General features: G+C 29.6%; 22 protein-coding genes. 13 read left to right on the top strand and 9 right to left on the bottom strand.

All coding sequences use genetic code 11. From position 1 onward, the window contains the following. The first annotated feature begins 106 nt into the window (after nucleotides 1-106). The gene (locus I0K12_RS18730; protein ID WP_196889676.1) at nucleotides 107-550 is read left to right on the top strand and encodes a hypothetical protein; all 444 of its coding nucleotides are present in this window, start codon (nucleotides 107-109) and stop codon (nucleotides 548-550) included. A gap of 96 nt (nucleotides 551-646) precedes the next feature. Here I0K12_RS18730 and I0K12_RS18725 read toward each other — a convergent pair whose 3' ends face one another. The 6 genes from I0K12_RS18725 to I0K12_RS18700 all read right to left on the bottom strand — a co-directional run bounded on the left by I0K12_RS18725 (nucleotide 647) and on the right by I0K12_RS18700 (nucleotide 8,239). Next, nucleotides 647-2,005, bottom strand: coding sequence for a glycosyltransferase 87 family protein (locus I0K12_RS18725; RefSeq protein WP_196889675.1), 1,359 nt, complete (start codon nucleotides 2,003-2,005; stop codon nucleotides 647-649). Between the two features lie 124 nt (nucleotides 2,006-2,129). Continuing rightward, on the bottom strand, nucleotides 2,130-3,602 hold the full coding sequence (locus I0K12_RS18720; protein WP_196889674.1) for a cellulose synthase family protein: 1,473 nt from the start codon (nucleotides 3,600-3,602) through the stop codon (nucleotides 2,130-2,132). After that, on the bottom strand, nucleotides 3,603-4,292 hold the full coding sequence (locus I0K12_RS18715) for a glycosyltransferase family 2 protein (protein ID WP_196889673.1): 690 nt from the start codon (nucleotides 4,290-4,292) through the stop codon (nucleotides 3,603-3,605). Then, nucleotides 4,289-4,945: a toxin-antitoxin system YwqK family antitoxin gene (locus I0K12_RS18710; RefSeq protein WP_196889672.1), complete on the bottom strand. Its 657-nt coding sequence runs from the start codon at nucleotides 4,943-4,945 to the stop codon at nucleotides 4,289-4,291. The genes I0K12_RS18715 and I0K12_RS18710 overlap by 4 nt, the downstream gene beginning before the upstream one ends. 354 nt (nucleotides 4,946-5,299) lie before the next feature. After that, entirely contained in the window at nucleotides 5,300-6,880 is a 1,581-nt protein-coding gene (locus tag I0K12_RS18705) for a 4Fe-4S binding protein (RefSeq protein ID WP_196889671.1), read from the bottom strand. A gap of 27 nt (nucleotides 6,881-6,907) precedes the next feature. Continuing rightward, nucleotides 6,908-8,239 (bottom strand): NAD(P)/FAD-dependent oxidoreductase, encoded by a 1,332-nt coding sequence (locus tag I0K12_RS18700; protein ID WP_196889670.1) that lies wholly within the window; start codon nucleotides 8,237-8,239, stop codon nucleotides 6,908-6,910. A gap of 175 nt (nucleotides 8,240-8,414) precedes the next feature. Here I0K12_RS18700 and I0K12_RS18695 point away from each other — a divergent pair, with 175 nt between their 5' ends. From I0K12_RS18695 to rlmN, 8 genes are all read left to right on the top strand, one after another. Continuing rightward, nucleotides 8,415-9,980 carry a DUF547 domain-containing protein gene (locus tag I0K12_RS18695; RefSeq protein WP_196889669.1) on the top strand — a complete coding sequence of 522 codons (1,566 nt, stop codon included), beginning with the start codon at nucleotides 8,415-8,417 and terminating at the stop codon, nucleotides 9,978-9,980. Nucleotides 9,981-10,064: 84 nt separating this feature from the next. Then, nucleotides 10,065-11,033 carry a glycoside hydrolase family 113 gene (locus I0K12_RS18690; RefSeq protein ID WP_196889668.1) on the top strand — a complete coding sequence of 323 codons (969 nt, stop codon included), beginning with the start codon at nucleotides 10,065-10,067 and terminating at the stop codon, nucleotides 11,031-11,033. Continuing rightward, entirely contained in the window at nucleotides 11,023-11,775 is a 753-nt protein-coding gene (locus I0K12_RS18685; protein WP_196889667.1) for a hypothetical protein, read from the top strand. The genes I0K12_RS18690 and I0K12_RS18685 overlap by 11 nt, the downstream gene beginning before the upstream one ends. Before the next feature lie 2 nt (nucleotides 11,776-11,777). After that, nucleotides 11,778-13,031, top strand: a complete 1,254-nt coding sequence (locus I0K12_RS18680) for a POTRA domain-containing protein (RefSeq protein WP_196889666.1) — start codon at nucleotides 11,778-11,780, stop codon at nucleotides 13,029-13,031. 589 nt (nucleotides 13,032-13,620) lie between these two features. Continuing rightward, nucleotides 13,621-14,934, top strand: coding sequence for a tRNA lysidine(34) synthetase TilS (gene tilS, locus I0K12_RS18675; RefSeq protein WP_196889665.1), 1,314 nt, complete (start codon nucleotides 13,621-13,623; stop codon nucleotides 14,932-14,934). Beyond that, a complete protein-coding gene (locus I0K12_RS18670; RefSeq protein ID WP_196889664.1) occupies nucleotides 14,931-17,327 on the top strand; it encodes a protein-disulfide reductase DsbD family protein in 2,397 nt (798 codons plus the stop codon). Before tilS ends, I0K12_RS18670 begins: the two co-directional genes overlap by 4 nt. A 135-nt stretch (nucleotides 17,328-17,462) precedes the next feature. Continuing rightward, nucleotides 17,463-18,398 (top strand): hypothetical protein, encoded by a 936-nt coding sequence (locus I0K12_RS18665; RefSeq protein ID WP_196889663.1) that lies wholly within the window; start codon nucleotides 17,463-17,465, stop codon nucleotides 18,396-18,398. A gap of 95 nt (nucleotides 18,399-18,493) precedes the next feature. After that, entirely contained in the window at nucleotides 18,494-19,534 is a 1,041-nt protein-coding gene (gene rlmN, locus I0K12_RS18660; protein ID WP_196889662.1) for a 23S rRNA (adenine(2503)-C(2))-methyltransferase RlmN, read from the top strand. A gap of 95 nt (nucleotides 19,535-19,629) precedes the next feature. On the opposite strand, the gene I0K12_RS18655 is transcribed toward rlmN, so the two are convergent. The 3 genes from I0K12_RS18655 to I0K12_RS18645 all read right to left on the bottom strand — a co-directional run bounded on the left by I0K12_RS18655 (nucleotide 19,630) and on the right by I0K12_RS18645 (nucleotide 21,830). Continuing rightward, a complete protein-coding gene (locus I0K12_RS18655; protein ID WP_196889661.1) occupies nucleotides 19,630-20,310 on the bottom strand; it encodes an SDR family NAD(P)-dependent oxidoreductase in 681 nt (226 codons plus the stop codon). Nucleotides 20,311-20,337: 27 nt separating this feature from the next. After that, nucleotides 20,338-20,799 (bottom strand): SRPBCC family protein, encoded by a 462-nt coding sequence (locus tag I0K12_RS18650; protein ID WP_196889660.1) that lies wholly within the window; start codon nucleotides 20,797-20,799, stop codon nucleotides 20,338-20,340. 233 nt (nucleotides 20,800-21,032) lie between these two features. Then, nucleotides 21,033-21,830: a DUF2797 domain-containing protein gene (locus I0K12_RS18645; protein WP_196889659.1), complete on the bottom strand. Its 798-nt coding sequence runs from the start codon at nucleotides 21,828-21,830 to the stop codon at nucleotides 21,033-21,035. Nucleotides 21,831-21,878: 48 nt separating this feature from the next. Between I0K12_RS18645 and I0K12_RS18640 the strand changes: the two genes are divergently transcribed. The 4 genes from I0K12_RS18640 to I0K12_RS18625 all read left to right on the top strand — a co-directional run bounded on the left by I0K12_RS18640 (nucleotide 21,879) and on the right by I0K12_RS18625 (nucleotide 26,172). Beyond that, nucleotides 21,879-23,402: a GH3 auxin-responsive promoter family protein gene (locus tag I0K12_RS18640; RefSeq protein ID WP_196889658.1), complete on the top strand. Its 1,524-nt coding sequence runs from the start codon at nucleotides 21,879-21,881 to the stop codon at nucleotides 23,400-23,402. A 104-nt stretch (nucleotides 23,403-23,506) separates the two neighbouring features. Next, entirely contained in the window at nucleotides 23,507-24,232 is a 726-nt protein-coding gene (locus I0K12_RS18635) for a hypothetical protein (RefSeq protein ID WP_196889657.1), read from the top strand. A 3-nt stretch (nucleotides 24,233-24,235) separates the two neighbouring features. Then, a complete protein-coding gene (locus tag I0K12_RS18630; protein ID WP_196889656.1) occupies nucleotides 24,236-25,021 on the top strand; it encodes a hypothetical protein in 786 nt (261 codons plus the stop codon). A gap of 47 nt (nucleotides 25,022-25,068) precedes the next feature. Beyond that, a complete protein-coding gene (locus I0K12_RS18625; protein WP_196889655.1) occupies nucleotides 25,069-26,172 on the top strand; it encodes a hypothetical protein in 1,104 nt (367 codons plus the stop codon). Nucleotides 26,173-26,436: the final 264 nt, after the last annotated feature.

The following is a 26,436-nucleotide window of genomic DNA, read 5'->3' as shown; positions in this document are numbered from 1 at the left end:
ATTTACTACAAAGATCAAAAGAAAAATTGAATTTTAAGCAAATAAGAACAAAGTTAGCTTATAATAAAGATGAGTTGAATAAGATTTTTAAATCAAATTTATTTTTATGAAAAAGCCGTGTAATAGTATTAAGATTGAAGGGATTCCAAAAAATAAAATAACTCCAGAAAAATTAGTTGAATTATTTGGAGAACCTTATAGTATTTGTAATATAAAATCGGAGATAGATGATCAATATTACAGAACTTATACTTACTCTCCAAGTGGGATTGAGTTTACTTTTGGTGAACATAAAGGTAAATGGTCAATTTATGATTTTAATCTTGCTGATAGCTCTAAAGCTTTATTAAGTTTAGATGGTTTTGAAATAAGACCTGGTCATACATTAATGAAAGAAGTTTTGAAGAGATTTAAGCTTGAAGAAAACAAGAAAAACAAACATTGGATTTTATATTTAAGAAATGGTGAATCAATTTATGACTCTTATATTATATTTGGAGAGAATTCAATGGGAGAAGTCATAGTTCATTATTTTGTATATGATTGTTAATTTATAATGAATAAAGAAGAATAAGTATATGTTAAGACTTGTTTCTTAACAAAAAAAATAGGCTATTTCAAAAGTGAGATAGCCTGTTTTTTTAACTTATTTTTGATCTATACTAAGCTTCTCATTCCCTTCCTCAAAGGAAAACCAAGTAATTTTCTTATTCAGAATCACCTCATAAATAAATAGACTATAAACAAAAGCATATTCGATTCCGATTAGCCAAAAGTTCTCTTGATATACATTATTGGAATAAGCAATGTAACTCAACATTATCATAAAACTCCAAACAAGCGGAAATTTATAATTTGTAAATACACTTAAAACAAGTGGAACCGCAATATACCAAGGATGAATTACAGAACCGATGAAATAATAACTACAAATAGCAATTATCATCGACTGAAAAAGAATAATATGTTTTTCGTTTTTTCTTAAAAAAGTCAATAAAAGAACAAGTGTAAGAATCACAAAAGGAGTGATTTTTCCAACAGATTGAATAATATTATAACCAACTTGATTGTATCCAATTTCTCGAATGATATAATAAATACTTGCGTTAAATTCGAAATTTTGGAAATACAAATGAATACTTCTCATGAAATTATCATACAATTCTGTACTCATAAATGGTAAGAAAAGTACCACACTTGTTAATCCAACAATACAATAGAAAAAGAAACTTTTTTTGAATTTTAATTTTCTAAAGAATATTGGTAAAAATAAAAGTGGAATCAATTTTACAGAAACCGAAAGTGCGAAAACCACCGCAGAAAGTTGCCATTTGTTTTTAAATAATAAATAAAGTGACCAAACTAAAAAGAACAACATGACACCTTCAAAATGTAAATTTCCTGTCATCTCAATGATGATAAAAGGATTTAAAACATATAGAAAAATATTTTTTGGTGATAAATTAAAACGTTCTAGAAGTTTTTTTCCAAAATATAAAGTTCCAAGATCTGCAAGAATAATAAGAATTCGCATCACAATAGTACTTCCCAATAAATTCTCAGAGAAGAAAATCGAAGGAATAAAAAATGCAAACTGGTTCACTGGCGGATAACAAGTATAATGACTTCCATTCATACTTCCCATTCCTGTATAAAGTTGCGAACCTTCCACAATCAAATCTGGATTATTTTCTGGTAAAATCAAATACGGATTCCATCCATTGTAAATCATTCTTCCATCCCAAATAAAACGATAAAAATCATTCGAAAGATTCGGAATTACTGGTAAAAATACCAATCGAAAAATAATCGCTAAAAAGACTAAAGTTTTGAAATCTAATTTTTGTTTCATCAAAACTAAAAATCCTAAAAAAGCTACAGAATACAATCCGATTACTTGTAAGAAATCTTCTCTGACTGTGAAATAAGCCAGAGAAATATATGCGAGTAAAGAAAACAATATCGCAAAAATGCTGGGGTTGTTTAATTTTAAGTTTTGGATCATAAATGTTTAAGATATTTCCAATTCCCCTCTCAAGAGGGGCTAGGGGTGTGTTTTATTTCAGTTTAAGAATTTCGCTGGTGCGAGTTTGTTACTCGTATCTCGTAAATAATTCAGAACAAAAATCTTAAGATGCTGTTCGTAAAGAATTCACAAACACAAATCCAAAACCTAAAAATGACATTAAATAAAATGGTAAAAGACCAAAATCCATCAATTTAAATGCACTGAAAATTCCGAATAAGAAATACAACATTAAAAGCCCTTCGATAATTACTGAAAAAGATAATTTTTTTCTTAAATATTTATTCCCTCTCCAAGAATCTTTAATCGAATTAACGTTGAACTTTGGCGTACGAATAAATGCACTTTTCTTTCCTAAATGTCCTTCTAATACTGCTATCGAATTATGAAAAGAAAAACCGATTGCAACTGAGAAAAACGTGAAGAAATGTCCAACATATTTACAGAAATTCTTGATTCCACCACCATTTACTTTTTTGAAAGTAAACCAATAAGAAACAAAGAACAAAACAGTACTTAAAATAAAGAAACTAGTTGCTAAAAAGTAAGGTTTATATTCTGGACTCGAACTTTTGATGTACAACATCGGAATACTCAATAATCCAACGATGAAAACATTCACAAACATCGAACTATTTAATAAATGTAGAATTCCATGAATTTTAGTTTTTAAAGGAGTTTTCTTTGAAGCTAAAACTTTCCATTTCATTTTCTTGAAATTTTCAGCTCCTCCTTTGTTCCATCTAAATTGTTGCGATTTTGCAGCACTGATCACCATTGGTAATTCTGCTGGAGAAACTACATTTTCTAAGAATTTAAATTTCCATCCTTTTAATTGTGCTCTATAACTCAAATCTAAATCTTCTGTCAAAGTATCTCCTTCCCAGTTTCCAGCATCTAGAATACAAGTTTTTCTCCAAACTCCCGCAGTTCCATTGAAATTGATGAAATGTCCACCAATATTTCTTCCAACTTGTTCTAAAGTAAAATGAGCATCCAAAGCAAAAGCTTGAATCTTCGTTAGTGTAGAATAATTTCTATTTAAATGTCCCCAACGAGTTTGAACCACACCAATTTTTTCATCTTTAAAAAATGGAATTGTCTGATATAAGAAATCGTCTTCTGGTAAAAAATCTGCATCAAAAATCGCAATATATTCTCCTTTTGCTATTTCTAATCCTTCCTTCAAAGCTCCAGCCTTAAAACCAGAACGATCTATTCTTCGAATATGAGAAATATCAAATCCCATATTTTTTAATTCCTCAATTTTTTTCGCAGTAATTTCAACAGATTCATCTGTAGAATCATCCAAAACCTGAATTTCCAATTTATCTTTCGGATATTTTATCGTTGCAATTTTATCCAATAATCTTTCCACAACATATAATTCATTGAAAAGAGGTAATTGAATCGTAACAACTGGAATTTCCGCAGCATTGTTGAAATCGAACTTCGGACTAGCATCTTTTTTTCTCTTTGATTTTAAATAGTTGAACAATAAATTCAACTGCATTAAACTATAAGCAAAAATTAAAAAAAGAGAAACACTGTAAATTAAAATAACAACAATTTCCATCTATCGAATACTGTATTTAAAAATTAGCATAATAATCTTATAACCTGCCATGATTGTTCCTTTGACAGTTCCTGAAACCTTCGAAACTCCAATTCGTTTTCTATACTTCATCGGAATTTCGCAATAAGTAAATTTTTGTTTTAAAGCTTTGATCTGCATTTCTACAGTCCAACCATAGGTTTTGTCCTGCATATTTATTGCCAAAAGCTTATCATATTTTATCGCTCTAAAAGGACCTAAATCTGTAAATTTTGCTCCATAAATCCATTTCATCAAAGTAGTTGCCAACCAATTTCCGAAAACTTGCTGTGGAGTCATCGCACCTTTTTCTCTAAAAGCAGCACTTCTTGCTCCAATCACCATATCGATGTTTTCTTTCTCAATCGGCTCAATTAATTCCAACAATTGCTCCGGATAATCCGAATAATCCCCATCCAAAAACACAATAATATCTGGTTTTTCTTCTTGGTTTGCTACATGTTCCATCCCTTTCAGACAAGCATAACCATACCCTTTTCTATTTTCTCTCAGTACAGTTGCACCAGCATTTCTGGCATTAATCTCTGTTGCATCAGACGAATTATTGTTCACAACAATCACTTCTTCCACAATATCTGGAATGTCATTTACAACATTAGCAATCGAATCTCCTTCATTATATGCAGGAATTATTACTTTAATTTTGGTCATTTTAAATCGGATAAATTATTTTCTTTTCGGAAGCTACTATAGCTTGTCCATTCGTTCACCTTTTTGTCGTTAACATACTTCTCAGCTTTCACTAATTTTTCATTTTCATAAACTAAGCAGTAGCCATTCGACTTATCCTCTACAAATTGACACTTTTTCTTAACTTCTCCAAGCGAATTGTAAAAAACCCACCATTTTGATTTTAAGCCATTTAAATAACGACCTTCTTCTTTTTTTTCTTTATTCGGGTAAAAGAAAACCCAATATTTTATTCGAGCATTTTTTTCATAAAAACCTTCTTCCTTCACATTTCCATTATCAAAATAAAAAAGCCAATACTTGTTTCGTTTCCCAAACTCATATCTACCTTCTTCCTTCAATTTCCCGTTCTGATAATAACATTTCCAATACTTATTTTTCAAATCATCCGTATAAAAACCTTCCTCTTTCATGTTTCCATTTTCAAAATAGCATTTCCAATAATTTTCCTTCAGATTGTTTTTATAATGCCCTTCTTCCTTTAGTTTTCCATTCGAATAATAAAATTTCCAATACTTAATCTTCGCATCACCTTTCGTCCAGCCTTCCGATTTCAACTGACCATTCTCAAAATATTCTTTCAAATAAACTTCCTCTTGCTCTGCAAAACTCACAAGAGGAAGCGCGTATATACAAACTGAAAGAAAAGATAATAATAGATTTATTTTTGGGCGTTCCCCTTTCCTTCGTTTAAAAAAACTCAGGAAACGGTCGGGCTTTCCGCTATATCTTTTTCGGCTTGAAAAAAGCCAAAAAAGGATGCCGCTGCAATCCCTAACGCATTTTATTTTTTGAAAACCAAAAGAATAATTCATTTCAATATTTTTTAAAGTTTTTGTTTATTCCAACAAGAGTTTCAAACTCCATAATCAGTTCCCCTCTTGAGAGGGGCTAGGGGTGTGTTTTAATTCCCAAAACACTAACCAAAAAAATATTCCCTTCCTCAAAAAAAAAGGGAATACCCGTGATTATTTATCTTTCAACATCTTCATTAAATCAATATCATTTCCTAATAAAGTAGGATTCTCTTGAATTCTTCCTTCCTCAGGACCATTCTCTAATTTTAATACTCCTCTTGGACAAACAGCAGAACAAACTCCACATCCTACACAAGAAGCACGAACAATATTTTGTCCTTTTTGTGCATAAGATCTCACATCAATTCCTTGTTCACAATATGTTGAACAGTTTCCACAAGAAATACATTGTCCTCCGTTTGTTGTAATTCGGAATCTAGATTTAAATCTTTGTACAATTCCCATATAAGCTGCCAACGGACATCCGAAACGACACCAAACTCTGTTCCCCATAACTGGATAAAAACCTGTTCCGATAACTCCAGCAAAAATAGATCCGATTAAAAATCCATAAACCTTTTGAATTTCATAAGTTTTGATACCAAAAAAAGAATCTACTCCTGAGAAAAAAGTATATAAAGTAACAGCTGTCATGATAATAGCAAAGACTAGAACTGCATGAATTAAATAGCGTTCAATTTTCCAGGATTTCACAGATTTATCCGAAAGTTGTCTATACGGATCTCCTAAAGTTTCGGCTAATCCACCACAACCACAAACCCATGAACAATACCATCTTTTTCCGTAGAAATAGACAAAAATAGGAATGATAATTATAGAAAAAATCGTTCCCCAAACCAACATGAAAATCCCAAGAGTTCCGCTGTTGATTAAACTTTTAATATTCCAATCAAAGAAGAAATCGTAGTCTAAAGGCCAAGCATTTTTGAAATCAAAATATGGCATGTTGAAACGAACTAAGATTTCCGGAATTAAGAAAGCAAAACCAATTTGGAAGAATAAAACAGAAGCTGTTCTTATTATTTGATATTTGTTATGACGATATTTTATAAACATTCGAACCGCCATTACGGTCATTACTGTACAATATAAAAAACCATATAAAAACCATTGACTTGCACCATTTCCACTTAAAGCTTTACTAATTGGATTTACCAAATAAATCAGGTTTACGATATAATCTGCGAAGAAATAAAGTATGATATAAAAAGTAACTAAATATACTGCTGTAATCCAACCAATCCAACCACGATTTGTAGATTTATTATGATAAATTCCATCATTTTTAATTCCGGCAGGTCCAAGAAGAACAACATCTGGAATGATGAACATCAAAGCTCCAATGATTCCTAAACCAAAAGTTAAAAAGAAAAATAATCCTTGATTTTCTACTACAAGCCCCTTTGCAGATGGTTTCATTAAATTATAAGATAGTTCATGGGGTGAATCCCAGATTACCTTATCCCATTTTTGTTCTTTTTTATAAGTTTTATTCGCATTTTCCAAAGCTGAAGTAATATCAGAAGAAAGCGCAAAAGGATTCGAATATTCTTTTCCGACTACATTATTTTGAATATCATTGATGAAAAGTTCACTTTTTAATCCTTTGCTTTTTACAAAAGAATCAAAAGTATTTTCAGTCAATTCATATTTCCCTACAAAAATTAGAGAAGTAAAAATCAAAAGACCAATGATAAAAATTCCTAGTCCTATATGTTTTATAATTTTCATGATGTTGTTTTTGGGTTGTTGGTTTGATTAAAAAGTTGTGAAAATTCGTTTCCAACTTTTTCTTTTCGTTTGAATATTTGTACCGAATTTTTTATTAAATCCTTCGATAATTTCTTCTTCGTGTTGTTTGTAAAATTCTGGATCAAAATTGGCATCTTTCAAATATTCTAAAACATGCTCTACAGAACGTTTTTCGTTTAACCAACGATCAAACATTTCATGACGAAGACGAATTCCAAAAGTGTTAATTCCTACAAATTCTCGATTGTTTTTGTCGAAAACAACATGAATAGCTTTCTTACCACAAGGAGCTTCCCAGTAATAATCCAACTCATCTTCCTGAATTCTAGAAGTTACCCATCCATAAGTTTGGTATTCGATATCAAAAAATTTCGCAGAATTGAACCAATGTCCAGGTTTATATTCTGTTCTGTTTCCACAAATTGTTTGTGCAACAGTTTCTCCCATCATTCTTCCTGTATACCAAACTTGCTCAATTGGTCTTCTTCTTCCAATCGCATTTTCTTGCTCAGCACAATCTCCAATTGCATACACATCAGGAATATTTGTTTCTAAATGACGATTAATCAAAATTCCACGGTTACATTCAATTTCAGAATCCTGAATGAATCCAATATTAGGAGAAACACCAGCCGTCAATCCAACAAACTGGCAATCTATTGTTTCATTTTTAGTAGTAATAATAGCTTTTACTCTTCCATTTTCATCCGAAACAATTTCTTTTAATTCTGTATTTAATCGTAAATCTACATGATGCTCACGAATATGATTTGCAATGATTTGCGATTCTTCTTTAGGAAGTACATTTCCCCAGAAGTTCATTTCACGAACTAAAAAAGTAACAGGAATATTTCTTGAAAGTAGCATTTCTGCAAGCTCAATTCCAATCAATCCTCCACCAACTATTACAGCTCTTTGTATGTTTTTTGTATATTTTTCGATAGTATCTAAATCTTGTTTAGAATACATTCCAGAAACTCCGTCTAACTCTTGACCTTTCCAACCAAATTTGTTTGGGGAAGAACCTGTTGCTAAAACAAGTTTGTCATAAGACATTTCTGAACCATCTTTTAGAAGCAATTTTTTATTTGTCGAGTCAATCTTTTCTACTCTATTTTTGACTAAATCAATTCTATTTTTTTTCCAAAACCAATTTTCATAAGGCTGCGTATTTTCAAAAGGCATATGCCCCATATATACATACATCAAAGCAGTTCTTGAAAAAAAATAATCTGTTTCATCAGAAATAATCGTGATCTTTTTATCACTCATTTTTCGAACGTGCCTTGCAGTTGTCACCCCCGAAATTCCATTCCCTATTATAACTACATGCTCCATATTTCGATAAAAATTTAATGTCTTTTTTAGTTCTATTCCCCTGTTTAGTAGTAAAAAGTGATAGATGATTACAGTTAATTTGAAAAAAAAATATTTTTTTTTGTAAGTAACCTATTCAGCCTTTCGACTTAGTGTTTGTTATCTTTTCAATTTTAACGGTAAATTTTTGTGATTTATGAATAAAAAAATCTTACTAATTGTTGTTATTGTATTGAGTACAATCACTACATACGCGCAGTCGACAAAACTTAATACATTTTTAGATAAATCTGATGACTTCTTTAAGAAGTATGTTTCGAATGGGTTTGTTGATTATAAAGAGTTATCTAAAAATACAAAAAGTTTAGATAAATTATTGGAACTTTCAAATGAAATAACGGTTTCAAAGTCGAACGAAAATGAATTTAAAGCATTTTGGATTAATGTTTACAATCTAGGAGTTATAAAACAAATTTCTGAAAATTATCCTATCAATTCTCCTTTGGATGTTGGTGGTTTTTTCAAAACAAATAAAATGGAATTAGGAGGGAAGAAAATTACTCTTAATGACTTGGAAAATAAAATCCTAAGAGGGAATTTTGAAGATCCTCGTTTTCACTTTGTTTTAGTTTGTGGAGCAATAAGTTGTCCTCCAATTACAAATTTTGCTTATCGTCCAGAGATTTTAGAGCAACAGATGGAAAAACAAGCAAGATTAGCTTTAAATGATCCACAGTTTTTGAGAGTAAAACCTGCTGAAAACACAGTAGAAATGTCTCAAATTATGGTTTGGTACACAAAAGATTTTACGAATACAGGTAAAACTTTAATTCAGTACGTGAACCAATATTTAGAAAATAAAATTCCAGAAGATTATAAAGTAAAATATTATAAATATAACTGGAAATTAAACGATCAAAAAGGATCTTCAATTATTGATGGAGAAACTGCTGAAGGTTCAAATATTCAGGTTTTTACACCCTCTAAATTATTGAAAAAAGGTCAATGGGATTTTAAAATCTTTAACAACCTTTATACACAAACGCAATTCACGGATTCTGATGGGAAAGTTCATGATTCGGATCGTGAAAATTATTTCACAACAACTTTAGAAGTTTATACAGGAATTTCGAAAAGTTCAAGAATTAATGTTGGGGTAATCGCAAATGTAAAATCAAACTCAAGAGGTGGAGAAAGTGCAACAAGTGTTTTCAGATTTAAAAATGAAAAAGATGTTTCTGCTTTTGGTTTAACATCTATCGCTCCTTCGATTAAAATTCAACCTTTCAAAAATGTTTCAAATTTCTCATTCCAATCTTCATTTTTCATTCCTTTAGTTAAAAATGAGAGTAAAGACGGTGTTTTCTTAGATAAGAAAAGTTATGTTTGGGAAACAAGATTCTACTATGATTATTCTTTTGGAAGAGACAAATTTCAATTCTTCGGAGAAGTTGATTTTCAATATAATTTTGGTAAAAAGGAAGAAAGTTTTGCAAATAATAGTTTAGGACTTCCTGTGAGTGCTTTCTTAAGTTATTTCCCTTCTGATATCATTACTGTTTATATTAATGCACAACATTATGAGTTATTTGATTTAGGAAGTAATTTCTCTCAAAACTACACATTAGCAGGTTTTGGAGCAAAATTTCAAGTAACACCTTCTTTAAATTTAGAGACTTCAGTTTCTAAATTCTTGAGAGGAAGAGATGCTGGATTAGGACAAACTTTTAACTTAGGTTTAAGATATATTTTATCTAAATAATTTTAGAAAAGAATGAATTTCAAAATTGTTTGGATACTACTACTAACAAGTTTTTTTACAAAGTCTTGTAATAAAGACGAATCTATGTCATCATCCCCGTTGGCCGCCGAAGTTAATCCCATTAACGGGATTAGCTTTGAGGCTATCAATGAAGTAATCGATCCGGAGGATGTTGTTCATGTTGAAAATATAAATGCAAACTGGACTGCTTTGATTCCTTTCGGTTTCATGCAAAATCTGGAATCGACTACCATTTTTTATGATACCGAACCAGGACAAGTTTGGTGGGGAGAAACAGAAGAGGGAATTCGAGAAATTTCGAAACTGTTTAAACAAAAAAATATAGAGGTTTTATTAAAACCACAAATCTGGATTCCAGGTTCTTTTACAGGAGATGTCACTTATGATACAGAAGAAAAATGGCAAACTTTTGAAACAAATTATGAAAATTTCATCTTGACTTATGCTGAAATTGCTGAGAAGTATGATTTGAAAATGTTTGCAATTGGAACAGAGATGAAAAAGTTTTCTGTAGAAAGACCAATGTTTTGGAAACAATTAATTCCGAAAATAAAAGAAGTGTATTCAGGAAAATTGACCTATGCAGCAAATTGGGATGAGTTTGAACATGTAACTTTTTATGATGATTTGGATTTCATTGGAGTGAATGCTTATTTCCCACTTTCTGAAGAAAAAACACCTGAAGTAGAAACTTTGAAAGCTGCTTGGGAGCCAATTAAAACTAAATTAAAATCGAAATCAGATTTGATTCAAAAACCTGTATTATTTACAGAATTTGGGTATAGAAATATTGATTTTACAACAAAAGAACCTTGGGATGCAAGTCATGCAGAACAACCGATAAATCATGAAGCACAAATTAATGCTTTGGAAGCTTTGTTTGAAACTTTTTGGGAAGAGGAATGGTTTAAGGGAGGTTTTCTTTGGAAATGGCATCAAAATGATGAAAATGTAGATGGAGAATCAAATAATCGATTTACAGTTCAAAATAAACCAGCAGAAGAAACACTAAAAAAACAATATGGAAACTAAATTTTTAACCAAATTAATTTTAATCTGTTGTACTGTTTTTTTTATCTCTTGTTCAGATGATGATACTACTACAGACACAGTTTTAACTCTGGAGAAATACGCAGCAAATTTTACAGAAATAGATGATTATAATGTCATTGCTTGTGCTTCTTCAGCAAAAAATGATAATAATACAGCGTGGATTTTCTTTTATCCGATAGAAGGAGCGACAAATTTTAAATATTTCGAGACAAACTCTATCAATGATGCAAAAGATAATCTTGCGAATTATAAAGAAATAACAAATTATCCTTTAGAAAATGTTTTTAATGGTCATTTGAGAAGATTTGTAAAGGAAAATGAAAATGAGTCATGGGTAATTATAACTTATGAAGTAGGAGAAAAGTTCTATACTTCCAATCCAATTTATTTGAAACATAACGCGCAACCAACAAATTGGATTTCGGAAGTAAACATTACGAAGCACGAAGATTTAAGACCAAGTTTTGAATGGAGTGCTTCTGTACATGATAATAGTTTTGTGTTTTTTGAAGTAATTTCAGAATTAGAAGGAGATTTACTTTCAGGAACCTATACATACGAACCAGAGTTTACATATCTTGATTTTAGTAATGTTTCACTTTCTGTCCATCATCAAACGCCGCCAGAATTGGAAGCAGAAAAATCCTACAACTTTACGATGATGGGAGTTAGTGAAGATAATTGGGTGAATACAGTAATTCAAAAAGAATTTAAACCGTAGTTATGAAATCTAAAATCGTCATTTTAATCTCAATCCTTTTTTCAACTATTGGTTTTGCACAAGAAAAAAACATCAAAAAAGTAGTGTTTGAAGGTTTGGATAAAACCAAGCCTTCCTTTGTGCGATCTATTATTAAAGTAAAAGAAGGAGAACCTATTGATTCTTTAGTTTTGGCTAAAGATGTAGATCGTTTGAGAAGGTTGCCTTCTTTTGCACATGTATATTTTCAGGTTCAAGGAGATATAGTTACCTATCATTTTCAGGAAAATTTTACCATTTTACCAGATGTAAATCTATGGACAGTAGACGATGAACTTTGGTTTAAAGTGGGAGCTTATGAATATAATCTTTTGGGTAGAAATATTACACTTGGAGGATTTTATCAATACAATACGCATAATTCTTATGGAATCAATTTGAAAATTCCGTTTTTGTTCGGATCCAGATTTGGAATTGCTATAAATCATATGAATTGGACTTCGGATGAACCACTTTATTTTGGTCCAAATGATATTGAAGCAACTTATACTTATCAGAATAGATCTATAGAATTATTAGGTTTTTATGAGTTAGATTTTAAAAATACGATTTCTGTTGGTGGAACTTTTTTTAATGAAAGATATAATCATGTAGAAGGAGCAGATGAAATAACAGGAAAACCTCTGACATTAAATATTGATAAATGGCTTTTGAAATTCAATTATGAATATAATAATGTAAAACAACATTTCTTTTATGTAGACGGATTAGCAAACAGTTTTTATTTCCAGTCTGTGAAAACTGCACGAGGAGTTGCAGATGATTTTCTGATTGGTTGGAATGATGTCAAATTTTATAAGAGGATTAAAGAGAAAGGGAATTTGGCGTTTCGTTTTCGTTTTGGTTTAGCTACGAATAATGATTCGCCATTTGCACCTTTTGCCTTAGATAATCATATAAATATCAGAGGAATTGGAGATAGAATTGACAGAGGAACTGGAACTGTAGTTTTAAACAATGAATACAGACATACTTTGTTTGAAAATGATTGGTTGGGAATACAAGGAGTAGGTTTTGTAGACACAGGTTTGATTCGTCAGCCTGGAGAAGATATTTCTAATTTTTTAAGAGCAAATAAAATAAATGTTTATCCAGGAATTGGATTGCGTTTTTTACATAAAAAAATATACAATGCTGTCATCCGAATAGATTATGGATATGGAGTAACAGAAAACTCTTCTAATGGAATTGTTATCGGTTTAGGACAGTATTTTTAAAGAAGTAATTTATGGAAGGACAATTATTGTTCTATTTTTTGAAAAGACCAGATTTATTCTGGTCTTTTTTTATTTTAGAAAGATTCTTTAAATGATAATACTTCTAACATAGTAGTTACGGGAGTCTTTTCGTAGTTTTCAAGGTTGTAAACTAACAGTATTTTAAAAATATCCTTGAAATTTTTTTAGCTCATATTAAAAAGTAAAAAGCTCAGAGGTCTTCACTTGAAAGGCATTAGTTTAATATGAGAATAAATATCAAACATGTGAATTCTGTAAATATTTTCATAATTAAATTTTTAGCACTGAAATATAGGGTTTTAAATCCTTATTTAGATTAATTCAATATTAAATAATAAATGCTTTAAATTTCTGTCATTTTTCAACATTTTTTTGAAAATAGTTAAAAATGAATAATTCAATGAAGGAACTTTATAAATGAAGGTTTTGTAATAAAAAGATATTTTATTTTGAAAAATATGTAATTATTTATAAATATTAATATTTTATCATATGTTAATATTCTTTGTTTAAAAGCTAGGAATTTAACATGGTTTTTATATATTTACACTCGTTATAAAGAAAATTAATGACAACACGGTTTCAACAACATATACAACGAAAACTACCATTTTTACTCGATAAAAAACTACTTTTAGCCACTTCTGGAGGAATCGATAGTATCGTATTACTTCATTTGTGTCATAAATTAGGTTTTGATATTGTTGTTGCACATTGTAATTTCAATTTGAGAGGAGAAGAGAGTGATGCGGATGAAGAATTTGTGAGAAATCTTTCGAATCAATTACAAATTCCAATTCATACAATTTCATTTGAAACAGAAAAATATGCTAAAGAAAAGCAACTTTCTATTCAGATGGCCGCAAGAGAATTGCGTTATGATTGGTTTCAAAGTTTGATTGAGAAAAATAATTTAGATTTTATTCTTACGGCACATCATAAGGATGATGTTTTGGAAACTTTTCTGATTAATTTTACAAGAGGAACAGGATTAGAAGGTTTGACAGGAATTCCAGAAATAAACGGAAATATTGTTCGTCCACTTTTACCTTTTACTCGTGAGGAGATAGAAAGTTTTGCAAAAGAGAATGAAATAATTTGGCGAGAAGATCATTCAAATGCTTCTACAAAATATTTTAGAAATAAAATAAGACACAAAGTAGTTCCGATTTTGAAAGAGTTGAATTCGAATTTTATGGATTCATTTCAAAATACATTGGAACATTTAAATAATTCGAATGCTATTATTCAAAATGAAATTAGCCAACTAAAAGAAGAATTATTTGTTTCGCAAGAAGATTATATTAAAATTGAAATAAAAAAAATATTAGAACTTAAGAATCCAAAAGCTTATTTGTACTATTTGTTGCAGGAGTATGGTTTTACTTCATGGACGGATATTTATGAACTTTTGACAGCGCAATCGGGGAAACAGATTTTGTCAAAAACACATAGATTGATAAAGGATAGAGACTTTTTGCTTTTAGATTCTACTAAAAAAACATTATCAAACGAAAATATTTTAATCTCGGAATCAGATGTAAGTATTGATTCTCCAATTCGACTGACTTTTACAAAATTCTCTGATAGGAAAGAAATGAACTCCCCTCAAGAAATTTTCGTTGATAAAGATTTGTTAAATTTTCCATTAACCCTAAGACAATGGAAAGAAGGTGACTATTTTTGCCCGCTTGGTATGCGTGGAAAAAAGAAACTTAGCAAGTTTTTTAAAGACGAAAAATTTTCCATTTTGGAGAAAGAAAGAACATGGGTTCTATGTTCTGAAAATGAAATAGTTTGGATAATTGGGAAGCGTATAGATCGTCGATTTCAACCCACTAAATTAACTACCAATTTCTTAAAAATTAAACTTAACAAATGAGAAAAATTTTAAGCTTGTTTGTCGTTTTACTCTTTACAATCGCGAGTAAAGCTCAAATTTATGACCCCGTAAAGTGGAAAACTTCTGTAGAGAAGATTTCTGATTCAGAATTTTATCTTGTCGCAACGGCAGAGATAGAAAAAGGTTGGCATTTGTATTCACAAACGATACCTGATTTTGGACCAAGACCTACAAAATTTGATTTTGCTTCAAAGAAAAACGAATACGAACTTATAGGAAAGCCATCAGAGCCAAAAGGACATAAGGTTTTTGATAAGCAATTCGATATGGAATTGGTGTATTTTGATAATTCTGCTGTTTTTAAGCAAAAAATTAGACTTCTGAAAGATGGTGAATTTACTATCAAAAAGGAGGTAGAGTTTATGGCTTGTAATGATAGTAATTGTACACCACCGACATTTAAAGATCTTGTATTTAAATTTTCTGGAAAAGCTAGTAAAGCACAAAAAGTTACAAAAGAAGTAGCTTCAGAAAATGTTTTTAAAGAAAAGAAAGAAGAAAAGAAAGAGTCGAAAATATTTGATCCAGTAAAGTGGTCTACTTCTGTGGAGAAAATCAATGATTCTGAGTTTTACTTAATTACAAAAGCTAAAATAGAAAAAGGTTGGCATTTATATTCTCAAGATGTACCTGAGTTTGGGCCGATTCCTACAAAGTTTTATTTAAAAGACTCTACAAATACTTACCAATTATTAGGAAAAGTAGAAGAGCCTAAAGGTCATGAAGTTTTCGATAAACAATTTCAGATGGATGTTGTTTATTTCGAAAAAGAAGCTGTTTTTAAACAAAAAATAAAACTTCTAACAGATAAAGAAATCTCTATCAAAACAGAGGTAGAGTTTATGGCGTGTGACGACTCTAAGTGTCTTCCGCCAACTTTCAAAGAATTAAAGTATGATTTAAAGGGAAAAGCAGGAGTAAAATCTAAAGAAGAACAAAAAGGATTATGGACAATCTTTATTTTAAGTTTCTTAGCTGGTTTTGCAGCACTTTTAACGCCTTGTGTTTTCCCAATGATCCCGATGACTGTAAGTTTCTTTACTAAGCAAAGTAAAACAAAAGCAGAGGGAATTAGTAAAGCTATATTTTATGGTGTTGCAATTATTGTAATCTATATGGTTTTAGGTATTGTTGTAACATGGGCATTTGGAGCAGGAGCTTTAAATGAGTTATCAACAAATGAGTGGTTTAACTTAATATTCTTTATAATCTTAGTTGTATTTGCTGCATCATTCTTAGGAGCATTCGAAATAATGTTACCACAATCATGGGCAAATAAAATGGATTCTAAAGCAGATAAAGGAGGAATTATTGGAATTATCTTTATGGCTTTAGCTCTTGCTGTTGTTTCATTTTCTTGTACAGGACCAATTGTTGGAACTTTATTAGTAGAAGCTGCATCAAAAGGAGGAATTGCTCCGGCAGTAGGAATGTTTGGTTTCTCATTAGCTTTAGCATTACCATTTTCATTATTTGCAGCATTCCCAGGATGGATGAATTCTTTACCAAGATCTGGAGGATGGTTAAATACTGTAAAAGTTGTATTAGGATTTTTAGAATTAGCATTAGCATTCAAATTCTTATCAAATGCGGATATGGTATTACAATTACACCTTTTAGAAAGAGAAGTATTTATCGCTATTTGGATTGCAATTTTTGGAGCTTTGGCTTTCTACCTATTTGGAAAGATTCAATTACCACATGATTCACCATTACATCATATTTCTGTAGGAAGATTAATGTTAGGACTATTGACATTATCTTTTACTATTTATTTAATTCCAGGTTTATGGGGAGCACCACTAAAATTAGTTTCAGCATTCCCACCACCATTAAAATATAGCGAATCACCTTATGGAGTTGGTTATATGAAAAAACAAAAAGGTGGAGCTACAGCAAGTTATCAAGCCTTGCCAAAAGGAGCTAAATATGGACCACATGATATCGTTTCGTTTACAGATTATGATAAAGGTGTAGCTTATGCAAAAGAAGTAAACAAGCCAATCTTAATTGATTTTACAGGGCATGCTTGTGTAAACTGTCGTAAGATGGAAGCAAATGTTTGGTCTGATGAAGAAATTTTGAAAATTTTAAATAACGAAGTGGTTTTAATTTCTTTATATGTAGATGAAAGAGAAGATGCAAATGGAGAGATTTCTAAATTAACTGGAGAACCTTATCGTTATATCGGTCAGAAATGGAGTGAAATGCAACAAGAAAGATATGGAGCAAATGCACAACCATTTTATGTGATTGTTGATTTAGATGAAGAAAAATTAAATGAACCTTCAGCTTATAATCCAGATATTGAAGAATACAATACTTGGTTAAAAGAAGGAGTTGATAAGTTCAAAAAGAACAAAAAACACTAAATAATAAGGGTTGAAGAATTTACTTCAACCCTTTTTTATTTTTAATAAGATTCTGATCTTTTTTAGAATTCCTATTTGTTCTTTTTTGGCAAAATATTTGTTAAAAGAAACCATGTATTTTTAAACTTAAAATCTATGAAAAACAAATTACTTGGAATTCTAAAATATTGCCTTTTAGCTTTTTTGATTTTATCTGTTACTAGTTGTGCAACTCTTTTTGGAGGACAATATCAGGAAGTAAATGTGAAGACTGGTAAAGAAGATGCAGTTGTATATGTAGACGGTGTAAAACAAGGAAAAGGAGCTGTGGTAAAAACACAGATGGAAAGAGATGTGACTGTAAAACAAGTAAAAATTGAAAGAGAAGGATATAAAGATTATTATTTGATTCATAAGCAAAATCATAAACATCCGCTTTATTATGTTTCTTGGATTCCTGGGGTGATTTTTGCAGGAATTCCACCTCTTACAGATTCAGGTCCTACATCTTTTAACTATGATAAAAATCTAAGAATATCTCAAGATTTTTATATCAAAAAAAGATTTAAAAAAGAAGATGAAGTTTATTTAAACCTTGCGAAAGCTTCTATTAAAATATTTGATAATAAATACCAATTGTATGAATTTACAGAGAAACAATATTTAAATGGCGCAAGAAGTTTTATTAATGAATCAGCATTTAGAGGAGAAAGTATTCGGTTTGATAGTGCGGTTTTTTATGAAGTAGTCGAAGGACTTTTGAGAGATCATAATTTTAAACCAAAAATCACTTCTGAAACTAAACTAAAAGAATTAAATATTATTGCAGAATTGATAGAAGTAGATATTAATTCTATTGAAAAAGAACAGAAATATATCTACAAATATTATACAGGAGATATCATTATAAAATGGGCAATTTTAGACAAAAGCAATAAAGAAATTTATACGAATAGATTTAATTTAAGATCTGACGAATTTTCAGATGATTCTTGGTCTAATGCAAAGAAAAAAACAATTGAAGATGCAATTGTAAAATCATTTTATCATTTTTTAGACTTGGAAGAAGTAGGAGAAATATTGAAAAAATAATTCAAAATAAATAAAGTAGAAAAGGAGCAAAATAAAGCTCCTTTTTTTATGATTTTAATTATTCGTATCTTTGCAGCCCAAAAACAAAATAGATTTTGACTAATAAGAAGAAAGACATACGAGCTTTAACGAAGGAGCAATTGAGAGATTTCTTTGTGGAGAATGGAGATAAAGCTTTTAGAGGAAACCAAGTTTATGAATGGCTTTGGAGCAAATCTGCGCATTCTTTTGAGGACATGACAAATGTATCAAAGGCAACAAGACAGATGCTGGAAGAGAACTTTGTAATCAATCACATACGTGTAGATCAGATGCAAAGAAGTAAAGACGGAACTGTAAAAAATGCCGTAGAACTTCATGATGGATTAATTGTAGAGTCTGTTCTGATTCCTACAGATACAAGAACAACAGCTTGTGTTTCTAGTCAAGTTGGTTGTAGTTTAGATTGTAATTTCTGTGCAACAGCGCGTCTGAAACGTATGCGTAATTTGAATGCAGATGAAATCTTCGATCAAGTTTCTGCAATTAACCAAGAAAGTCTTTTGTATTACAACAGAAAATTGTCAAACATTGTTTATATGGGAATGGGAGAACCATTGATGAATTATAACAATGTTATAAAATCTATTGATAAAATTACTTCTCCAGAAGGTTTAGGAATGTCTCCAAAACGTATTACAGTTTCTACTTCTGGTGTAACGAAAATGATTCGAAAAATGGCAGATGATGAGGTGAAATTCAATCTTGCTGTCTCTCTTCACTCAGCGATTGAAGAAACGAGAAATAGAATCATGCCTTTTACTAAAAAATTCCCGCTTACAGAACTTCGTGAAGCTTTAGAATATTGGTATGCAAAAACCAAAAGAAAAGTTACTTACGAATATGTGGTTTGGAAAGGAATCAATGACAAAAGAGAAGATATTGAAGCTCTAGTTAAGTTCTGTAAATATATTCCTTGTAAGGTGAATTTGATTGAATATAACCCGATTGATGACGGGGAATTCCAACAAGCTTCACAGAAAGCATTGACAGATTATATCAGTATTTTAGAAATGAACGATATTGTAGTAAATGTACGTAGAAGTAGAGGAAAAGATATTGATGCTGCTTGCGGGCAGTTAGCAAATAAGAGTTAATAGAATTTGAAAATTTTCAATATTCACTCGAAAATATTATAAAAGAAAATCCCATTTCTAAAAAATGGGATTTTTTATTTTTTAAAGAAAAAAGTTTAGCTAATACTTAAACCTCCATCTACGTGTATGGTTTGTCCTGTTATCCAAGAAGAATTTTCGGATAATAAAAAGTAAGCAGCATTTGCAATATCTTCTACAGTTCCGATTCTTTTTAATGGATGCATTTCAGCAGATTTTTTAATTTTTAAATCATTATTTAAAAGTTTTTCAGCCAAAGGAGTATTTGTTAAAGAAGGCGCAATGATGTTAACTCTAATTTTTGGAGCATATTCCATCGCAAAAGATCTAGCAAAACCTTCGATTGCACTTTTTGCTGCGCTGATACTTGTATGGAAATTCATTCCTTTAGTAGCTGCAATTGAACTGAAAAAAACCAAACTAGCTGTTTCCGATTTTAAGAGTTTTGGTAAAATAATCTGTAAATTTTCTATGAGAATCAGAAAGTTGATATTTAAATCTGCTTGAAAATCATCTACAGTCAAACTTTTAAAAGGCTTCAGATTGATACTTCCAGGGCAATACACAAAACCATCTAATGTTTCAGGTAAAAGATTTGGGTTGATAGTTTCTTTCTCGACATCTAAAGAAAGATGTGTAATGTTTTCTGTATTTTCAATAGTTCTTGAAGCAACATATACATTGTGTTCTTTTTTTAGAATATTTGCGATTTCTTTTCCTATTCCGTGCGATCCTCCGATAATTAGATAGTTTTTCATTGGTTGTTTTTTAGAATTAAATAATATTTACCCTTTATATTTTCCAAATAATTCTTCTAGCTTTTGATGTCTAAAAGCAAAAATTTCTTTCAATTGTTTTTTTACAAAAAGTATGTGTGCAAAACTTCCAAGAACACCAAGTGGTAATTCATAATCGACAATATCAATAATTTCAACGCCACCTTCTATTTCTTTAAAAAAATGCTTGTGATGCCAAAATTTATAAGGACCAAATCTTTGCTCATCTACAAAATATTCTTTCTCCGTTACATGTGTAATTTCAGTAACCCATTTCATATTTATTCCAAGAAACGGACTCACTTTATATTTAATTATTTGTCCTGAAAACATTTTGGTATCAGCTCCATAGATAATTTTAAACTTCAAATTATCTGGAGTCATTCCTTCTAAGTTTTTTGGGCTTGAGAAATAATCCCAGCAAGTATCGATATCTATTGGTAATTTTTGAGATCTTGATATTCTGTACATTTCTTTCGTTTTATTAAATATTATTGTGTTTGATTTATAAAGTAAAAAACAAATAAAATATTTACACACCCCTAGCCCCTCTCAAGAGGGGAACTTGATAATTTGTAAATCTTCGTATAAAATAAATCATTATAATATTTATTCTTTAAATTAATTCTTTTCTTTCGTTTTTAAAAATAAAAAAGCGGAATGTAAATACATACATTCCGCTTAAATAATTTGTTCTTTCTAATTTATTTCAAATCAATTTCTACAACATATCCTTCATTACTTCGGATATTAAAAACTGTTCCGTCTTCAAAAATTAAGTATTGTCCTTTTACTCCCATTAATTTTCCAGAATAAGAAGGAGTTTTATCTAAATTTAAACTCTTCACTTTTGTAGGATATTTTTCTACAGGATAATTTAAGCTTAAAACCTCTTGCGGATTTTCAGAGAAATATTGTTTTACTTCTTCTGGTAATACTTCTTTTATTTTTGGAAGTTCTGCTGTCAAATCTGCATCAATAACTTCGTTTTTAAGCATTTTTCTCCAATTCGTTTTGTCTACATATTTGTCTTTTAAAGCAACTTCGGTAATTCCTGCCAAATAACGATTTGGAACTTCTATAATTGGAATTGCTTTCGAAGCTCCTTGATCAATCCAACGTGTAGGAACTTGTGATTTTCTTGTAACTCCAACTTTTACGCTAGAAGACAAAGCTAAATATACAATATGAGGTTGTAGCTGTGCTTTTTTCTCATAAGCCAAATCTCTATCTTCAATATCTAGATGTGCTTTACTCAATTCTGGCTTCATAATCCAATCAGCAGCTTGTGGAATTTTGTAAAAACAATCGTAACAAAATCCTTGACGAAATATTTTTTTATTCTCTCCACAATTCAAACATTGGTATTCTTTGAACGTAATTGTTACCTCTTTTTCTAACAATTGATTTAAGTTCAAAAAATCACTTTCCATATCTAGATAATACTGAATTTCTGAGTCAAATTCAGTTGCCATTTTTTTTAAAACACCTTGGTATTGCATAAAAGATTTTTACTAATTTTAAACTTGGATAAAGATAAGCAAATAAACATGCCAGTACCTATAGTAAATTCTATTATTTCATGGATATTGAAAAAAAGAATTCACCAAATAGAACTTTTTTTAAAATATCCGAATGAAGTTCAACAAGAGCTTCTTATGAAATTATTGAAGAAAGCAAAATCGACAACAATAGGAAAAATGTATGATTTTGATTCTATAAATTCTGTAGAGGAATATAGAAAAAGAGTTCCGATACAGCAATATGAAAGTATCGAGCCTTTGATAGAAAAAACGCGAAGAGGAGAGCAAAATGTCTTTTGGCCGTCTACTATTACTTGGTTTGCAAAATCTAGTGGAACTACAAATGCGAAAAGTAAATTTATCCCTGTAAGCAAAGAAGCAATTGAAGATTGTCATTTTAAAGCAGGGAAGGATATGCTATGTCTTTATATCAACAACAATCCGGAAGCACAATTATTTACTGGTAAAAGTTTGCGTCTTGGAGGAAGTAGCGCAATTTATGAGGATAATAATTCCAACTTTGGAGATTTGTCTGCAATAATTATTGAAAATATGCCTTTTTGGGCAGATTATAGCAGTGCTCCAAAACAAGAAGTTGCATTGATGAGTGAATGGGAAACCAAGATGGATGCAATTATTCAGGAAACGATGCATGAAAATATGACAAGTTTGGCTGGAGTTCCTTCTTGGATGTTGGTTTTATTGCAAAGACTTCTGGAAACTACAGGAAAAGAACACATCACAGATGTTTGGCCAAATTTGGAAGTTTATTTTCATGGTGGTGTAAATTTTCAACCATATAGAAAACAATACGAACAATTAATTCAGAGCGATAAATTTCAGTTTTACGAAACGTATAATGCTTCGGAAGGATTTTTCGGGATTCAAGATTTGAATAATAATGACGAAATGCTTCTGATGTTGGATTATGGAATTTTCTACGAATTTATTCCAATGGAGAAATTTGATGGAGAAAACTCGGAGACAATCAGTTTGGAAGATGTAGAGTTAAATAAAAATTATGCTTTGGTGATTTCTACCAATAGCGGACTTTGGCGATATCTGATTGGCGATACGGTAAAATTTACTTCATTAAATCCTTATCGAATTAAAATTACTGGAAGAACAAAGCATTTTATTAATGTTTTTGGAGAGGAATTAATCATTGAAAATACGGAAGAAGCACTGCAATATGCTTCGCAAAAAACGCAGACTGAAATTATTGATTATACGGTTGCGCCAATTTTTATGTCGGAACAAGAAAAAGGTGGACATGAATGGATTATTGAATTTAAAAAAGAGCCAAGCAATTTAGAAGAATTTTCTTTGCACTTGGATACAAAACTAAAAACTTTGAATTCGGATTACGAAGCAAAAAGATATTTAAACATGACTTTAAATGCTCCGAAAATTCATGTTGCTAAAGAAAAACTGTTCTATCAATGGTTGAAAGATAAAGGGAAACTTGGAGGACAACATAAGATTCCGAGATTATCAAATAGTAGAAATTTATTAGAGGAACTTTTGGATATTAATAATAATACTATTTAAAAGTTTTTACTTCATAATTTTAAAAATCTCATTTACAATGAAAATCATATGTAAATGAGATTTTTTTCGTTTTTAAACTATATATTTAGCAAAAATAAATAGTTATGAAGTTATTTTTAAAATTGTTATTACTTTCGGTTGTTTTGGTTTCTTGTCAGAATAAAGAAGAAAAATTGATTGAACAGTTTTTGGAGGAAGAAACGGAAATTTATACAAATGATTTAAAGCATTATCTTTTGACTTCTATTTTTCTTTTTGAGTGGAATCGAAAAGAATATTCAGAAGAAAATTTTGGTAAATATTATTTTTTAAAAAAAGAATTGAAAACAAGGCTTGAAGGAAAAGTTTTTTTAGAATTAAAAAAAGAAAAAGAATATTTTTTAGAACTGATTGAGTCTTGGTTTCCAAGAGATTTTAAGAATAATGTTGATTTTGATTTTTTGGATTATGAGTTTTCAGAAAAAGTAAAAAGAGATCTATTACAAAGTGCAATTATTCAAATATTTAGTGAAAATGTACAAATGCCACTAATTGATTATGATTCTTTAAAAAGAGAAGAAGTAGTCATTTCTAATTTAAAAATTGAAAATGAAAATAAACTGAGTTTAGCAATGAAATATGGAAATATTTTAGACTTTGATACTTCAGTTTTTTTATTAAACTCTGAAAATGATTCAACAAAGGTTTTTTTGGAAGAATTAAACTCTTTCTCAAAAATCAATTTTAAAAATCTAGAAAAAGGAAATTATACTATTACTGGAAATGTGGTTTATTTTACAAAAGAAAGAAAAGTGGATATTCCTTTTCAGAAACAATTACAAATTGATTAATCTATGAAAGAAAGAATTTTAAGGGCTTTATTTTTTATCATTTTAATACTTCATTTTTCATGTAATGAAATTAAAGAAAGAGAGAAGGAGAAAATTATTTCTTTTTTTGAAGAGCAGTATAAAAAACGAAAGAATAATACAGAAATGTATTATTACCTTTTGATAGTAAGATCGAAAGAACAACCAGATGTCTATTCTAGTGAAAAAGAAAAAAAAATATTTAAACGATTTATTGAAAAGTTAGATGAAAAAGATCCTTTACTGGATGAAAAAGAAAGGATATTCCGTCTATACAATGATTTTTTTGTGGAAACGAAATTTGATAGAAGATTAACTTTTGAAAGTTTAGATGATTTCGAAGATTTGGAAGATCAGTTGGTGATTTTAAAATTGAAATTAGATGTAATGTCTGCTTTTTATAACTATTTGGATGCTTTAATAAATCAATCATATTATCAATCTTTTGGAGAGATTGAAAAATTTGCAGCAAAGAATCCTGATATTGAAATCAAATTGATCGAAAATAAAGATGGTAGTTATTCTATTTTTTTGGCAAATGATGAAATCATTCAAGTACAGAGCTCTCGACATGTGAAAGTTGATAAAATTGAAAATGATAAAGGTGAAAAAGTGAAACTTAAATATGAGATAGAAAATAGTAAAGGACAATTTTTTATTTCATTGGATTCTCTTTCAGAAGGAAAGTATAGGTTAAAGAGTGATTATTTTAATAATGAAAAAAATAAAAGATTAAGTATTAAATTGGATACTATTTTGGATATAAATTAATTTTTTAACTAATATATAATTCTATATTTGTCGAAAAATTTAAAAAAATGAATTTAAAAAAAATCACCCTATTACTACTTTTATTGTTTGTAAGTTTAAAAATGTTTTCACAAGTTTCAGTAAATAAATATCCTTTTGCAAAAGCTAAAAAAATTAAAAAGGAGTATTTTGATCGTTTTAAAAAATCTACAACAATTTTTGTTTTATCAAATGTGCATGAAAGAAGTGAATACAAAAAAATTCTAGATGATGTTTGGACAGTTACTCCGTATAAATTAGTTGATGAAATAGATTATAATTTTAAGGATTACTATTTTGGAGATTATTCAATTGTAAAATTAGAAGGATTAATGCATACTGGTTATACGCAAAGTGGTCATCCAATAAGTAATATTTATATTTATTTAGATGTTTTTTTGTATGATAACGAGTCTGATTTAGAAGAAATTGCTGAAGGAAAATATACAAAAGAAGAAAAATTAAAGGTTAAAGTAGTTGATCATAATTTGAAAAAAGTTGTTTTCAAAAAGAATAAGAAAAATATAGTTAAAAAAATTCCGATTGGCCGTATGTTTTTAAGTCCAACTACGGAGTTTGCTAATTCAGCTTCGGCTTCTGTATTAATGCCAAGTTTTGATGTTTATCAAACGATATTTAATGATGACATATGTACAAATAATTCTTTAGGTTTTTTCAAAAATAACATGCAGAAACTAAACTCTTTAATTCAAGAAGAGGGTATGTCTTTTATTAAAGATGATAAATTTAAAAATGATGAATTAAAAAAAATAGCTACCGAAACTTTATATCTACCTGAGAATATCAAAGAGTTTTTTATAAAAAAGAATGAAAGAAGAGATACGAGTCCTGCTGCTATGTTAGCTAAAATGAAAGAGGAATTTACGGATACTTATGATTATAAATATGCGGTTGTTGATATGAAGGAATTAGATAAAATGATTTTAGATAAAGAACCGATTTATTATTTAAGAGCTATTTTTATTACTGGTGGAAAGTTTTATCATATCGTAAATGCTCAAAATGGAGAAGTTATTCTTAAAATATATAAAAAACCTTCTTTTAAAAATTATTTTAAAGATAAACATATTGAAAGTATTAATAAAGCTATAAAGAAAGCTTTGAAAAAATAAACATTTAGACAGAACTTTAGAACCCGATTCTAAGGTTCTGTTTTATGAATAATCTTAAGAATTGGTAGTTAAGTAATTGTTTTGAGATAAAAAAATAGTCATTTTCAATTCTTCTTTTGAAAAAAAATACATTTTGAAAAAATGAATTTCTTGTTTTAAAAAATATTTATGAACAACTTTTTATTACGTTTAACACTCTGATTAAAGGAAATTACGTATTGAAATATAGTGTTTTTATTAATAATTAAAATAAGAGATTAAATG

It is taken from the genome of Aureivirga sp. CE67 (assembly GCF_015767245.1).
Taxonomy (GTDB): domain Bacteria; phylum Bacteroidota; class Bacteroidia; order Flavobacteriales; family Flavobacteriaceae; genus Aureivirga.
This window is presented reverse-complemented; position numbering and strand designations above follow the sequence as displayed.

What these genes read in the sequence shown, in the direction of transcription:
- I0K12_RS18730 (WP_196889676.1), top strand. Translation starts at nt 107, where the DNA reads ATGAAAAAGCCGTGTAATAGTATTAAGATTGAAGGGATTCCAAAAAAT.
- I0K12_RS18725 (WP_196889675.1), bottom strand. Translation starts at nt 2,005, where the DNA reads ATGATCCAAAACTTAAAATTAAACAACCCCAGCATTTTTGCGATATTG.
- I0K12_RS18720 (WP_196889674.1), bottom strand. Translation starts at nt 3,602, where the DNA reads ATGGAAATTGTTGTTATTTTAATTTACAGTGTTTCTCTTTTTTTAATT.
- I0K12_RS18715 (WP_196889673.1), bottom strand. Translation starts at nt 4,292, where the DNA reads ATGACCAAAATTAAAGTAATAATTCCTGCATATAATGAAGGAGATTCG.
- I0K12_RS18705 (WP_196889671.1), bottom strand. Translation starts at nt 6,880, where the DNA reads ATGAAAATTATAAAACATATAGGACTAGGAATTTTTATCATTGGTCTT.
- I0K12_RS18700 (WP_196889670.1), bottom strand. Translation starts at nt 8,239, where the DNA reads ATGGAGCATGTAGTTATAATAGGGAATGGAATTTCGGGGGTGACAACT.
- I0K12_RS18695 (WP_196889669.1), top strand. Translation starts at nt 8,415, where the DNA reads ATGAATAAAAAAATCTTACTAATTGTTGTTATTGTATTGAGTACAATC.
- I0K12_RS18690 (WP_196889668.1), top strand. Translation starts at nt 10,065, where the DNA reads ATGTCATCATCCCCGTTGGCCGCCGAAGTTAATCCCATTAACGGGATT.
- I0K12_RS18685 (WP_196889667.1), top strand. Translation starts at nt 11,023, where the DNA reads ATGGAAACTAAATTTTTAACCAAATTAATTTTAATCTGTTGTACTGTT.
- I0K12_RS18680 (WP_196889666.1), top strand. Translation starts at nt 11,778, where the DNA reads ATGAAATCTAAAATCGTCATTTTAATCTCAATCCTTTTTTCAACTATT.
- tilS (WP_196889665.1), top strand. Translation starts at nt 13,621, where the DNA reads ATGACAACACGGTTTCAACAACATATACAACGAAAACTACCATTTTTA.
- I0K12_RS18670 (WP_196889664.1), top strand. Translation starts at nt 14,931, where the DNA reads ATGAGAAAAATTTTAAGCTTGTTTGTCGTTTTACTCTTTACAATCGCG.
- I0K12_RS18665 (WP_196889663.1), top strand. Translation starts at nt 17,463, where the DNA reads ATGAAAAACAAATTACTTGGAATTCTAAAATATTGCCTTTTAGCTTTT.
- I0K12_RS18655 (WP_196889661.1), bottom strand. Translation starts at nt 20,310, where the DNA reads ATGAAAAACTATCTAATTATCGGAGGATCGCACGGAATAGGAAAAGAA.
- I0K12_RS18650 (WP_196889660.1), bottom strand. Translation starts at nt 20,799, where the DNA reads ATGTACAGAATATCAAGATCTCAAAAATTACCAATAGATATCGATACT.
- I0K12_RS18645 (WP_196889659.1), bottom strand. Translation starts at nt 21,830, where the DNA reads ATGCAATACCAAGGTGTTTTAAAAAAAATGGCAACTGAATTTGACTCA.
- I0K12_RS18640 (WP_196889658.1), top strand. Translation starts at nt 21,879, where the DNA reads ATGCCAGTACCTATAGTAAATTCTATTATTTCATGGATATTGAAAAAA.
- I0K12_RS18635 (WP_196889657.1), top strand. Translation starts at nt 23,507, where the DNA reads ATGAAGTTATTTTTAAAATTGTTATTACTTTCGGTTGTTTTGGTTTCT.
- I0K12_RS18630 (WP_196889656.1), top strand. Translation starts at nt 24,236, where the DNA reads ATGAAAGAAAGAATTTTAAGGGCTTTATTTTTTATCATTTTAATACTT.
- I0K12_RS18625 (WP_196889655.1), top strand. Translation starts at nt 25,069, where the DNA reads ATGAATTTAAAAAAAATCACCCTATTACTACTTTTATTGTTTGTAAGT.